The following is a 12598-nucleotide window of genomic DNA, read 5'->3' as shown; positions in this document are numbered from 1 at the left end:
CTTAAACATCTTGTTTCGAACTCGTCGAACGAAAAAAGCGCGATTCCACTCGACTGATTTTGCTTGGCCCGCCTATGCCTGCCATTGATATTTCTGATTGAAATGCTCAGCACGGCTGAAGTAAGCTCGCTGCACTTAACGGAGACGTATCATGTTGCCATCCACTTCACAGCCACTGTTGCAGACCAGCGTTGATCGCCTGGAAGCGCGCGCGGCCGTGTGTGGTCAGTCGGCAGACGTTGCTCCGCAAAACACTTCTTATTTTGGGTATTGGTTTAGCCACTGGCGCGCCTGATACCCATCCGGCGCCCACATCAAGGGGACGCCAACCAGAGAATTCTCTACCCCCGGTCGGCTACCCGACCGGGGGTTTTGTTTTTTAGCGCCCCTGAAAATTTAATTGAATCGAGGATTACGACATGACCTACAGCACTTATTACCGCACCGACATTTGCACTGCCTGGCGATTTAGCAGCCTCCGTTCGGGACAGCAAGCCGCCTCCGTTCGGTCACTGACAGGTGGCAACCCGTTACAGAACGCCAACCCGGCAAATTGTCGAACACCCCAGTAGGGCTCGAGCGGGCCGCACCCGCCAGCCCAGGAAGCAGAACCATGAATTCGTCTATCGCCGTAAAACCGTCTGACCTGTCGTCCCGCAACCTGACCGTGCTCGACAGCATTCCCGCCCCGCAACGCCTGCCAAGTACCCTGCAACTGAAATCGCAGTTGCCGCTGGATCTTGCCCTCACTGAACAGGTTGCCGCACAGCGCCGCGCCGTTCGCGCCATCCTCAATGGCCAGGACTCTCGCCTGCTGGTGGTGGTAGGCCCCTGCTCCATCCATGATCCACAATCAGCCATTGAATACGCCGAACGCCTGGCGGCCCTTGCCGGTGAAGTCAGCGATCAGATGCTGCTGGTGATGCGCGCCTACGTAGAGAAGCCCCGCACCACGGTTGGCTGGAAGGGCCTGGCTTATGATCCGCAACTCGACGGCAGTGATGACATGGCCGCAGGCCTCACACTCTCACGTCATCTGATGCGCGAGATGCTGCGCCTGGGTCTGCCTGTTGCGACAGAGATCCTGCAACCCATGGCAGCCGGTTATTTTGACGACCTGCTCAGTTGGGTCGCCATTGGTGCTCGCACCACTGAATCGCAGATCCACCGGGAGATGGCCAGCGGTCTGCCTATGCCAGTGGGCTTCAAGAACGGGACTGACGGCGGCGTCGCCATTGCCTGTGACGCCATGCGTTCGGCTGCTCATGGGCATCGTCACTTCGGCATGGATCGCCAAGGGCATCCGGCGATCATCGAAACCCAGGGCAACCCCGACACTCACATCGTACTTCGCGGTGGACACCAAGGTCCTAACTACGATCGTAGTAGCGTGGCGCAAGTACGTGAGAGCCTCGCGAAACAGAAAATTGCCGAACGCATCATGGTCGACTGCAGTCACGCGAACAGTGGCAAAGACCCGTTGCGCCAGCCGGAAGTATTCAACGATGTGCTCGCGCAGCGCTTGCAGGGTGACTCATCACTGGTTGGCATGATGATCGAAAGTCATCTGTTTGAAGGCTGCCAGCCGCTCAGCGGCTCGATGCGTTACGGTGTCTCGGTTACCGACGGGTGTCTGGGTTGGGACGCCACAGAGCATCTGCTGCGCGAAGCCGTCCGCAAACTGCGTTACAGGTAACAAGCGAAAAAGAGCGGCGGACAACGCCGCTCAACTCGCTTGATGGTTAATGCTCTGAACTTTATCGAGAAATGCCTTCCTTAATCCGGTAGGCTCTTTCTTTTTTTTCACAGGAGTAATTCCCCATGGCTAAAGCCACTGCCCGCCACATCCTTGTATCCAGCGAAGAGAAATGCAACGAGCTCAAAGCGCAGATCGAAGGCGGTGCTGATTTTGCGGAAGTCGCCAAATCCAACTCCAGCTGCCCTTCCAGCCGCCAAGGCGGTGATCTGGGTTCTTTCGGCCCAGGCCAGATGGTCAAGGAATTCGACACTGTCGTGTTCAGCGCGCCCGTTAACGTCGTGCAAGGCCCGGTGAAAACCCAGTTCGGTTACCACCTGCTGGAAGTGACCAGCCGCCAGGATTGATTCCTCGCTGCTGATGCTCACAAACGGCTCGCCTCAAGGCGGGCCGTTTGTGTTTATGGCGCTAGAGAAACCGCCATGCCTCCCTGTAGGAGCGCACGAGCCCCGCGAGGCTGGGGTTTAGCGCATAACCCCTACTTGCACCGCGCATCATCCAGTTACAAACCAGCCCGGGTTCCGGTACCTTGTTGAAGCCTGCATTGACCGGTCAAGAACGTTGCCTGACCGTGCCTGTCGTATGACTTTAATCATCGCCACCCTTAACCCTGATGTTCGCCCGCCGACGTCAGTCAGGATCCCAGTAATGCGTTTTGTTTCTTCATCGCTGATCGTGGCACTGCTGGCCCTGCTCTCTGGCCCTCAACTATTGTCCGCTGCGCCGCAACACGCTCTGACGGTTTATGGCGAAGCGCCTCGCTACCCTGCGGATTTCAAGCATTTCGACTACGTAAACCCGGACGCGCCAAAAGGCGGCAGCATGCGTCGCTCGGCTCAGGAAATTGGCCAGTTCGACCACCTGATGCCCTATCTCGACAAAGGCACCGGCGTATCGCAAATCAATGGCATGCTCTATTCACCTCTGGCTGTACGATCGCTGGACGAGCCTTACACCGTTTATGGTCTGGTGGCTGAGCGCATCGAGCGCAGCGATGATGGCCTGTCGTTGCGCTTCTATATCAATCCGAAAGCCCGCTTCGCAGACGGCGTGCCTATTACGGCAGAGGACGTGCGCTACACCTACGACCTGCTGATGACGCAGGGCAGCCTGTCATACCGGACACAATTTCAGGACGTCAAAGGCGTTGAGGTTGAATCCCCAACCCGGATCCGCTTTGACTTCAAGTCCAGTGAAAGTCGAACGTTGCCGCTGGACCTCACTTCTCTTCCGGTTTTTCCGGAACACTGGTGGAAGAGTCGCGACTTCGCTGGCGGTGGCGGCTTTGAGATTCCGGTGGGCAGCGGCCCCTACAAAGTCGCCAAGGTGGACCCAGGACGCAGCATCACCTTCGCCCGTGACCCGGACTGGTGGGCCAGGGATCTGCCGGTAAACCGCGGTTCCTATAACTTCGACACCTTCAGCGTCGAGTACTTCGGCGACATTGACGTGGCCCGGCAAGTCCTCAAGGGCGGCGCTTACGACTACAACCGCGAGTACTCCGCCACGGCCTATTCGATTCTCTACGACAGCCCGGCGCTGACCGACGGCCGCCTGCAAAAGGCCCATCTGGCCAAAGGCGCCGTGCAGAGTTCTCAAGGTTTTGTCTTCAACCTGGATCGCCCCATTTTTCAGGATCGCCGGGTGCGTCAGGCGCTATCGATGCTCTGGGACTTCGAATGGACCAACCGGCAGATGATGCGCAACATGTACATCCGCCAGAACAGCTACTTTTCCAACTCGTCCCTGGCCGCCACTGAGCTGCCGACTCCAGCCGAACTGAAAATTCTTGAGCCTTTGCGTGCCAACGTGCCGCCGGAAGTTTTCAACAAGGTATTCCACACCCCGAAAACAGATGGCACGGGATACATACGGGACAAGCAGCTTGAGGCACTGAAGCTGATGGAAGACGCTGGCTGGACGCCCAAAGGCGATCATCTGGTCAACGCCCAAGGCGAGCAGTTTACCTTTACCTTTCTCAACGGCCAGGCCGGGTTTGAAAAAATATTGCTGCCGTACAAGCGCACGCTGGCGCAAATTGGTATCGACTTCGAGATCCGCCGCATTGACTCGGCGCAGTTTCTGAACCGGGTCATGGCCCGTGATTACGACATGATCGTGACCGGTTACCCGGTTTCAACCTCGCCCGGTATGGAGCTGTATAACAGTTTCGGCTCCAAAGGCGCCCGCGACCCCGGCTCCAGTAACTACATGGTGCTGCAGGACCCTGCCGTGGACACCCTGATCGCCGGACTGGTTAGCGCCGATCAGAAATCTACCATGGTGGATTACGCCCGTTGCCTGGATCGGGTGCTGCAATGGGGCTATTACTGGATTCCCAACTATTACCCGCCGGGTGCATCGACGCTGTGGTGGAATCGTTTCGGCATTCCGAAAGTACAGGCCAGTAATGGGGAGGCGATTGAAACCTGGTGGGAGGTCAGCCCTGTTCCGCTGACCAACGAGCAGTTCGCTGAAAAACGCGGCGCTTCCGCCGTCGCCTCGGAGATGAAGTGAATGCTCGGCTATTTATTGCGACGTCTATTGCTGATCATTCCTACGCTGTTGTGCATTTTGCTGGTCAACTTCTTTATTGTTCAGGCGGCGCCCGGTGGCCCGGTTGAGCAGGCCATTGCCCGCTTGCAAGGTATCGGCGGTGCCAGTTCCAGTGCTGGCGGCGCAGCGAGCGAGTCAATCAATGCCAACCCGTCACGTGCGTCTCGCGGCCTCGATCCCAAACTGATCAAAGACATCGAACACCAATATGGTTTCGACAAGCCCCTCCACGAGCGCCTGTGGCTGATGCTGAAAAGCTATGCGCGGCTGGATTTCGGTAACAGCTTCTTCCGGGGCGCTACGGTCACGGACCTGATTCTGCAAAAGATGCCGGTGTCCATTTCTCTGGGGCTCTGGGCAACGCTGATCACGTATCTGGTTTCGATCCCTCTGGGCATTCGCAAGGCAGTCAGACATGGCAGTCAGTTCGATATCTGGAGCAGCACCGCCATCATCATTGGCTACGCAATGCCAGCGTTTCTGTTTGCGATGCTGCTGGTGGTGCTCTTTGCCGGGGGCACGTCACTCAACTGGTTCCCGGTACGCGGGCTGGTGTCCGAAGACTTCGAGCAGATGAGCACGGTGGGCAAGATTGCGGACTACTTCTGGCATCTGGTGCTGCCGGTTTCATCACTGGTCATTGGTGGTTTCGCCACGCTGACGATTCTGACCAAGAACTCGTTTCTGAATGAAATCACCCGCCAATACGTAGTGACGGCCAGGGCCAAAGGCTTGAGCGAGCGCCGCGTGCTGTACGGCCATGTGTTTCGCAACGCCATGCTGCTGGTGGTAGCGGGTATTCCGCAGGCATTCATCAGCGTATTTTTTGCAGGATCGCTGCTCATCGAAGTCATTTTCTCCCTCGATGGTCTGGGCCGCATGAGCTATGAAGCTGCGGTTTCACGGGACTATCCCGTGGTATTCGGCTCGCTGTTCATCTTCACCCTGTTTGGCTTGCTGATAAAACTGGTCGGAGATATCTGCTACACCCTGGTCGATCCGCGAATCGACTTCAGCGCGAGGAATGCCTGATGAGCAGACTTTCTCCACTGGCCCAACGACGGCTCGACCGCTTTCGCAAGAATCGCCGAGGCTGGTGGTCACTCTGGCTGTTCTGTGGTCTGTTCCTGCTGACGCTGGGTGGCGAGTTGATCGCCAATGACAAGCCACTGGTCCTCAGTTATCAGAACTCGCTGTATTTCCCGGCACTCAAGCGTTACACCGAGCAAGAGTTCGGCGGCCAATTGCCGTTTCAGCCGGACTATCGCAGTGATTACGTTCGGGATCTGATCAAAAAAGGTGATGGCTGGATGCTGTTTCCGCCCATTCCGTTCAGCGATAACACCCCAAATTACGACCTCAATCGCCCTGCCCCCAGCCCGCCGACAGCGCAAAACTGGCTGGGCACTGACGATCAGGCGCGAGACGTGCTGGCCCGGGTGATATTCGGTGCCCGAGTGTCGATTCTCTTCGCACTGGTATTGACGACTATCAGTGCCCTGATTGGTATCGCAGCGGGTGCGCTGCAAGGCTATTACGGCGGCTGGGTCGACCTGATCGGTCAGCGCTTGCTGGAAGTCTGGTCAGGGTTGCCGGTGCTTTATCTGCTGATCATTTTGTCCGGCTTCGTCGAACCCAATTTCTGGTGGTTGCTGGGGATCATGGCGCTGTTTTCATGGCTCGCCCTGGTGGATGTGGTGCGCGCCGAGTTTCTACGCGGCCGCAACCTTGAGTACGTCAAGGCGGCTCGCGCACTGGGCATGAGCGACCGCAAGATCATCACCCGGCATATCCTGCCCAACGCGATGAATGCGACCCTGAGTTACCTGCCGTTTATCCTTACCGGTGCGATTTCCACCCTGACCGCGCTGGATTTTCTGGGCTTCGGCATGCCCGCTGGCAGCGCGTCGCTGGGGGAATTGATCGCGCAGGGCAAACAGAACCTGCAAGCACCCTGGCTGGGGCTGACCGCTTTCTTCACCCTGGCGCTGATCCTGTCACTGCTGGTGTTCATTGGCGAGGCGCTGCGTGATGCCTTCGACCCGAGGTCTTGATATGTCGGACAACCTGATTGAAATCCGTGACCTCAGTGTCGCCTTCAGCGGGCAAACGGTGGTCAAGAACCTGAGCCTGGATATCCGCGCCGGTGAATGCCTGGCGCTGGTGGGTGAATCCGGTTCCGGCAAGTCAGTTACCGCCCATTCGATCCTGCAATTGCTACCCACCAAAGGCACAGTCAGCACCGGCAGCATTCTCTATCGGGACCAGCAGTTGCTTGGCGCAGACAGCCGCACTTTGCGCCGCTTGCGGGGTCATCAGATCGGGATGATTTTCCAGGAGCCGATGACCTCGCTGAACCCGCTGCACACGGTCTCCAAACAAATCGGTGAGACCCTTCTGCTGCACAAGGGCCTGACAGGCCGGGCCGCGCAAAAACGCATTGTTGAACTGCTCGAACTGGTGGGTATCCAGCAACCGGATAAACGTCTCAAAGCCTATCCCCACGAGCTGTCGGGTGGTCAGCGTCAACGGGTGATGATTGCCATGGCGCTGGCCTGCGAGCCGGAATTGCTGATCGCCGACGAGCCGACCACGGCCCTGGATGTGACGGTGCAGCGCAAGATCCTGCTGCTGCTCAAAGAACTGCAACAGCGCTTGAACATGTCGCTGCTACTGATCAGCCATGACCTGAATCTGGTGCACAGCATTGCTCAGCGAGTCTGCGTGATGCGCGCCGGGGAAATCGTCGAGCAATCCAATTGCCACTCATTGTTCAAACAGCCACAGCACCCCTACAGCAAACTGCTGCTCGACGCAGAGCCAGCGGGTGAACCGCTGCCCCGGGACAGTCGGGAGAAAGTGCTGGAGGTGGAGAACCTGCGTGTGTGGTTCTCGCTGGGCGGCGGGATCTTCCGTCAACACAAGGAATACCTCAAGGCGGTGGATGACATCAGCCTGAGCATCGAGCGCGGTAAAACCCTCGGCATCGTGGGGGAGTCAGGCTCGGGAAAATCGACACTTGGTCAGGCAATCCTGCGCCTGCTTGAATCGCGTGGCAGTATCCGTTTTCAGGGGCAAAGCCTGAACGACCTGAATCAGAAGCAAATGCGTCCCTGGCGCAAGCAGATGCAAGTGGTTTTCCAGGACCCTTATGGCAGCCTCAGCCCGCGTATGTCCGTGGCGCAAATCATCAGCGAAGGGCTTGAAGTTCATAGCGAGATGGACGCGACGCAATGTGAGGTCGAAGTCATTCGCGTGCTGGAAGAAGTCGGTATCGACCCGCAAAGCAGGCATCGATACCCCCATGAGTTTTCCGGCGGCCAGCGCCAAAGGATTGCCATCGCAAGGGCTCTGGTCCTCAGACCGGCATTGATCCTGCTGGATGAACCGACCTCGGCGCTTGACCGAACGGTGCAGAAACAAGTCGTGGCCTTGCTGCGTCAGTTGCAGGAGAAGCACGGACTCACGTATTTGTTCATCAGTCACGATCTGGCCGTAGTCAAAGCACTGGCCCACGACGTGATCGTGGTCAAAGACGGCAAGGTTGTCGAACGTGGCGCCAGTCACGATCTGTTCGACGCCCCCCAGCATCCTTACACCCAGGAATTGCTGGCGGCGGCACACCCTGGATTCAGTTGAAAAAAAGGGCATTCTGTACGGCCAGACGCCGGTGACGCACAACGGAACACCCCATGAAAGAGAGCCATAGCCTCAACGATTACCGCAGGGTTCGCCAATTGGCGATTCGCTCGCTGTTCGAAATCATCGAGCAGTCGAGCGAGGGCACCGTGATTGTCGACAAAGACGCAAAGATTGTCTGGATCAACGAACGTTATGCCCGCCGCTTCGGGCTGCAGGACTCCAGTCTGGCGCTGGGCCAACCCTGCGAAAAGGTCATCCCCGGGAGTCTGCTGCGCCAGGTCGCCACTAATGGACGGCCGATTCTGTTGGACATGATGGATACCGCCAAGGACCCGCTGGTGGTCATGCGCTTGCCGATTCACGATGACACCGGTGATTTGATCGGGGCCATTGGTTTCGCTCTGTTTGATGAGCTTCAGGCGCTTTCGCCGCTACTCAAGCGTTACCTGAGCATGCAAGAGGAACTGGCCTCTACCCGTTCCTTGTTGCGTGCCCGTCAGGCCAAATACAGTTTTGCGCATTTCATTGGCACCAGCGCGGCCAGCCTGGAAGTCAAACGCCGGGCGCGACGCAGCGCCAGTGCTGAATCCCCTGTTCTGCTGCTGGGTGAAACGGGCACCGGCAAGGAACTGCTGGCCCACGCGATTCACAACGCGTCACCACGGGCACACAAAGCATTTGTCAGCATCAACAGCGCGGCCATTCCGGAAACATTGCTGGAAGCGGAGTTTTTCGGCACTGCGCCGGGTGCCTTCACCGGCGCTGACCGCAAAGGGCGACCGGGCAAACTGCAGATCGCCCAGGGTGGCACGTTGTTTCTCGATGAAATCGGCGATATGCCACTGCCCTTGCAAAGCAAACTGCTGCGCGTCCTGCAGGAAAAAGAGTACGAGCCTGTCGGCTCCAATCAAGTGCACAAGAGCGATATCCGCCTGATTGCTGCAACTTCCACTGACCTTGAAGCAGCCATCAAACGCGGCCAGTTTCGCGCGGACCTTTATTACCGCTTGAGCGTTTTGCCCATTCAGGTGCCGCCGTTGCGCGATCGGCTGGATGACCTGCCTGCTCTCAGCGAATCGATCCTCGAAGAGCTGCGCAGCCAGCACGAACTCGAACCGGGCGCACAGGCGCTGCTCGCCCAGCATGCGTGGCCGGGCAATATTCGCGAGCTGCGTAACGTTCTGGAGCGTGCAGCCTTGCTCAGTGATGACCTCGTGCTCAATGCTAAAGAGATAAGAGCCTCGATCGGCAGCCTGGTCCCGGTCAATAGCCTGGCCAGTGAATCGTCTGATCCTGCGTGCTTCGAAACCTTCAGCCAGGCCCGACAACGCTTTGATCGGCAGTTGATTGAGCAGGCACTGGTGCAATGCGCAGGGAATGTCGTGGAAGCCGCGAGTCAACTGGGACTCGGCCGCTCGACGCTCTACAAGAAAATGGCCGCGCTGGGGATTGCCGAGTCTCAATAGAGAGACTTGTGTCTCTGAAAGGAGATGGCCTGGTTGCCTGCAATCTCCATGGGCAGTCTAGTTCTCACATGAGTTCTGTGTCTCCCTCCCAGCAATATTCAACCACCTGATTTGGAGTGCTTTTTTAGCTGTAGGAGCGCGCTTGCCCGCGATCCGGTCTATCAGTGAAAAATTTATCGGCTGTGCTGACGCTATCGCGGGCAAGCGCGCTCCTACAGATCTTTTCACCAAGGCTTTTGTAGTAGCTGCCGAAGGCTGCGATTGCGGCCTTCGGCAGCTACTACATAGATCGAATGTTGCCAGAAGAAAATAAAAAGTCTCGATTCGGAGACGGAACCTAATCGTCGCCTCAACTGATTCACATAAAGACCATTAAAATCAATGCCTTGAAGAGCTGGCACGATTTCCGCTAAAGCACTCAAGCGGCACTCCCGCAGCCGAAAACAATAACAATATGCCGACGGGATCCACCGAGCCATGCAGAGCGCTATCGGCAGCCTCTGAGTTCGCCGGATTCCAAGGCCAGGAGACACTCAATGAGTGTAATCATCGCCCTGGCAGCCCTCGGGCTGTTGATGCTTGCTGCCTATCGCGGTTACAGCGTTATCCTCTTTGCCCCCATAGCCGCCCTTGGCGCAGTACTTCTGACAGATCCGTCCGCCGTCGCCCCGGCCTTTACCGGGGTGTTCATGGACAAGATGGTCGGCTTTATCAAGCTGTACTTTCCGGTGTTTCTGCTGGGTGCCGTGTTTGGCAAGCTGATCGAGTTGTCCGGATTTTCCCGGGCTATCGTCGCGGCAGCCATCGGCGTGCTGGGTACCCGCCAAGCCATGCTGGTCATCGTACTGGTCTGCGCCCTGCTCACTTACGGCGGCGTTTCGCTGTTCGTCGTGGTATTCGCAGTCTATCCATTTGCCGCTGAGATGTTCCGCCAGAGCGACATCCCCAAGCGTTTGATACCGGCAACCATCGCACTCGGTGCGTTTTCGTTCACCATGGACGCCCTGCCCGGCACCCCGCAGATCCAGAACATCATCCCCACCACGTTCTTCAATACAACGGCTTGGGCCGCGCCGTGGCTGGGTGTGATCGGCACTATTTTCGTGTTCTGTGCTGGCATGCTTTACCTGCAACGCCAGCGCAATAGAGCCCAGCGCGCCGGTGAAGGTTACGGCACTGAGCTGCGCAACGAACCGGATACGCCGGAAGACATCAAGCTGCCGAATCCGTGGATCGCGATTTCGCCCTTGCTGCTGGTTGGCGTGATGAACCTGCTGTTCACCTGGTGGATCCCTCAGTGGTACGGCAAGACGCATACCCTCGCCCTGCCGGGCATGGCGACACCGGTCCAGACCGAGATTGCCAAGCTCACCGCCATCTGGGCAGTCGAGGCCGCTTTGCTGATCGGGATCCTGATGGTGCTCGCGTTCGGCTTCACAGCCATTCGCAGCCGTCTTGCCGAAGGCAGCAAAAGCGCGGTGAACGGCGCGTTACTGGCCGCAATGAATACCGCTTCGGAATATGGCTTTGGCGCAGTCATCGCCTCCCTGCCAGGCTTTCTGGTGCTGGCTGACTGGCTCAAAGGCATTCCAGATCCGCTGGTCAACGAAGCCATCACCGTGACGTTGCTGGCCGGGATCACCGGTTCGGCGTCAGGCGGCATGAGCATCGCACTGGCGGCCATGTCGGAAACTTTCATCAATGCAGCTCATGCCGCCAATATCCCGTTGGAGGTGCTGCATCGGGTCGCGGCCATGGCCAGCGGCGGCATGGACACGCTGCCGCATAACGGCGCGGTGATTACCTTGCTGGCGGTCACCGGATTGACCCATCGCGAGGCTTACAAAGATATTTTCGGTATCACCATCATCAAGACACTGGCGGTGTTTGTGGTGATCGGCACTTTTTACGCTACTGGCATTGTGTGAGGCGCAACGTATGAGTCTTAAAGGTAAAACGGCACTGGTAACCGGTTCCACCAGCGGCATCGGGCTGGGCATCGCTCTGTCGCTTGCCAGGGCTGGCGCTGACTTGATCCTCAATGGTTTCGGCGATGCATCGGCAGTCATTGCCGAAGTTGCGAAGTTCGGCAGCAAGGTGGGTCATCATCCCGCCGACGTCAGCAAACCCGAGCAGATCGCGCAGATGATCGATTACGCCGAGCGCGAGTTTGGCGGGGTCGACATTCTGGTCAATAACGCGGGCATTCAGCACGTTGATGCTGTCGAAGACTTCCCCGTTGGGCGCTGGGATTCGATCATTGCGATCAACCTGTCCTCGGTCTTTCACAGCACGCGCCTATGCCTGCCGGGCATGCGCAATAAAAACTGGGGACGAATCATTAACATTGCTTCGGTGCATGGTCTGGTGGGGTCCACCGGTAAAGCGGCCTACGTGGCGGCCAAGCACGGGGTGATTGGCCTGACCAAAGTCGTCGGCCTGGAAACCGCCACGACGAATGTCACCTGCAATGCGATTTGCCCCGGCTGGGTGCTGACGCCATTGGTGCAACAGCAGATTGATGACCGGGCAGCGGCCAGTGGCGATGCGGATCAGGCCAAACATGACCTGCTGGCCGAGAAACAGCCGTCGCTGGAGTTCGTCACACCGTCACAGCTGGGCGAACTGGTGCTGTTCCTGTCCAGCGAGGCCGGCAGCCAGGTCCGCGGCGCGGCCTGGAATGTGGATGGCGGGTGGCTGGCGCGGTGAGGTAATCAGGCCACTCAAAACTTGAAATGCAGTTCTGTGGGAGCGGTGCTTGCCCGCGATAAAGGCAACTCGGTTCCACTGCAAAATCGCGGCGTCTGCATCGCGGGCAAGCCCGGCTCCCACAGGAGAAAACGATCGCCTGTCAAAGCAACGCTGGCCGCGACAGTTGACTTCAGAGAAGCTATCGCGCTGCCAGCACACAACCCTGTGGGAGCTGGGCTTGCCTGCGATAAAGGCAACTCGGTTCCACTGCAAAATCGCGGCGTCTGTATCGCGGGCAAGCCCGGCTCCCACAGGAGAAAGCGCTCGCCTGTCAAAGCAACGCTGGCCGCGACAGCTGACTTCAGACAAGCTATCTCGCTGCCAGCACACAACCCTGTGGGAGCTGGGCTTGCCCGCGATAAAGGCAACTCGGTTCAACTGCAAAATCGCGGAGTCTGCATCGCGGTCCAGCCCGGCTCCCCAAGGA

General features: G+C 58.0%; 12 protein-coding genes. 11 read left to right on the top strand and 1 reads right to left on the bottom strand.

Annotation, left to right across the window (positions count from 1 at the left end; genetic code table 11):
- Positions 1–151 precede the first annotated feature (151 nt).
- The 8 genes from RX972_RS24830 to RX972_RS24795 all read left to right on the top strand — a co-directional run bounded on the left by RX972_RS24830 (position 152) and on the right by RX972_RS24795 (position 9420).
- On the top strand, positions 152–295 hold the full coding sequence (locus RX972_RS24830; RefSeq protein ID WP_231677614.1) for a hypothetical protein: 144 nt from the start codon (positions 152–154) through the stop codon (positions 293–295).
- A 318-nt stretch (positions 296–613) separates the two neighbouring features.
- Positions 614–1696 carry a 3-deoxy-7-phosphoheptulonate synthase gene (locus RX972_RS24825; RefSeq protein WP_316879438.1) on the top strand — a complete coding sequence of 361 codons (1083 nt, stop codon included), beginning with the start codon at positions 614–616 and terminating at the stop codon, positions 1694–1696.
- A gap of 125 nt (positions 1697–1821) precedes the next feature.
- A complete protein-coding gene (locus RX972_RS24820; RefSeq protein ID WP_027898593.1) occupies positions 1822–2103 on the top strand; it encodes a peptidylprolyl isomerase in 282 nt (93 codons plus the stop codon).
- A gap of 301 nt (positions 2104–2404) precedes the next feature.
- On the top strand, positions 2405–4273 hold the full coding sequence (locus RX972_RS24815) for an extracellular solute-binding protein (RefSeq protein ID WP_316879430.1): 1869 nt from the start codon (positions 2405–2407) through the stop codon (positions 4271–4273).
- Positions 4274–5344 (top strand): microcin C ABC transporter permease YejB, encoded by a 1071-nt coding sequence (locus tag RX972_RS24810; RefSeq protein ID WP_122397067.1) that lies wholly within the window; start codon positions 4274–4276, stop codon positions 5342–5344.
- Entirely contained in the window at positions 5344–6366 is a 1023-nt protein-coding gene (locus RX972_RS24805) for an ABC transporter permease (RefSeq protein ID WP_099271254.1), read from the top strand. Before RX972_RS24810 ends, RX972_RS24805 begins: the two co-directional genes overlap by 1 nt.
- 1 nt (position 6367) lies before the next feature.
- The gene (locus RX972_RS24800; protein ID WP_316879468.1) at positions 6368–7951 is read left to right on the top strand and encodes an ABC transporter ATP-binding protein; all 1584 of its coding nucleotides are present in this window, start codon (positions 6368–6370) and stop codon (positions 7949–7951) included.
- A 53-nt stretch (positions 7952–8004) separates the two neighbouring features.
- Positions 8005–9420, top strand: coding sequence for a sigma-54 interaction domain-containing protein (locus RX972_RS24795; protein WP_099271252.1), 1416 nt, complete (start codon positions 8005–8007; stop codon positions 9418–9420).
- 224 nt (positions 9421–9644) lie between these two features.
- On the opposite strand, the gene RX972_RS24790 is transcribed toward RX972_RS24795, so the two are convergent.
- On the bottom strand, positions 9645–9842 hold the full coding sequence (locus RX972_RS24790) for a hypothetical protein (protein WP_316879423.1): 198 nt from the start codon (positions 9840–9842) through the stop codon (positions 9645–9647).
- Positions 9843–9956: 114 nt separating this feature from the next.
- Here RX972_RS24790 and RX972_RS24785 point away from each other — a divergent pair, with 114 nt between their 5' ends.
- From RX972_RS24785 to RX972_RS24775, 3 genes are all read left to right on the top strand, one after another.
- Positions 9957–11348 (top strand): GntP family permease, encoded by a 1392-nt coding sequence (locus tag RX972_RS24785; RefSeq protein WP_122704763.1) that lies wholly within the window; start codon positions 9957–9959, stop codon positions 11346–11348.
- Between the two features lie 10 nt (positions 11349–11358).
- On the top strand, positions 11359–12129 hold the full coding sequence (locus RX972_RS24780; RefSeq protein ID WP_316879421.1) for a 3-hydroxybutyrate dehydrogenase: 771 nt from the start codon (positions 11359–11361) through the stop codon (positions 12127–12129).
- Between the two features lie 21 nt (positions 12130–12150).
- Positions 12151–12598 (top strand): hypothetical protein (locus tag RX972_RS24775; protein ID WP_316879420.1); only part of this gene is annotated, 448 nt, incomplete at its 3' end.

This window comes from Pseudomonas syringae group sp. J309-1, from assembly GCF_032582135.1.
In the GTDB taxonomy this organism is placed as follows: Bacteria; Pseudomonadota; Gammaproteobacteria; order Pseudomonadales; family Pseudomonadaceae; genus Aquipseudomonas; species Aquipseudomonas quasicaspiana.
The sequence above is the reverse complement of the archived record's forward strand: the minus strand, read 5'-3'. Positions and strand labels throughout refer to the sequence as shown.

What these genes read in the sequence shown, in the direction of transcription:
- RX972_RS24815 (WP_316879430.1), top strand. Translation starts at nt 2,405, where the DNA reads ATGCGTTTTGTTTCTTCATCGCTGATCGTGGCACTGCTGGCCCTGCTC.
- RX972_RS24805 (WP_099271254.1), top strand. Translation starts at nt 5,344, where the DNA reads ATGAGCAGACTTTCTCCACTGGCCCAACGACGGCTCGACCGCTTTCGC.
- RX972_RS24825 (WP_316879438.1), top strand. Translation starts at nt 614, where the DNA reads ATGAATTCGTCTATCGCCGTAAAACCGTCTGACCTGTCGTCCCGCAAC.
- RX972_RS24810 (WP_122397067.1), top strand. Translation starts at nt 4,274, where the DNA reads ATGCTCGGCTATTTATTGCGACGTCTATTGCTGATCATTCCTACGCTG.
- RX972_RS24780 (WP_316879421.1), top strand. Translation starts at nt 11,359, where the DNA reads ATGAGTCTTAAAGGTAAAACGGCACTGGTAACCGGTTCCACCAGCGGC.
- RX972_RS24800 (WP_316879468.1), top strand. Translation starts at nt 6,368, where the DNA reads ATGTCGGACAACCTGATTGAAATCCGTGACCTCAGTGTCGCCTTCAGC.
- RX972_RS24785 (WP_122704763.1), top strand. Translation starts at nt 9,957, where the DNA reads ATGAGTGTAATCATCGCCCTGGCAGCCCTCGGGCTGTTGATGCTTGCT.
- RX972_RS24830 (WP_231677614.1), top strand. Translation starts at nt 152, where the DNA reads ATGTTGCCATCCACTTCACAGCCACTGTTGCAGACCAGCGTTGATCGC.
- RX972_RS24820 (WP_027898593.1), top strand. Translation starts at nt 1,822, where the DNA reads ATGGCTAAAGCCACTGCCCGCCACATCCTTGTATCCAGCGAAGAGAAA.
- RX972_RS24795 (WP_099271252.1), top strand. Translation starts at nt 8,005, where the DNA reads ATGAAAGAGAGCCATAGCCTCAACGATTACCGCAGGGTTCGCCAATTG.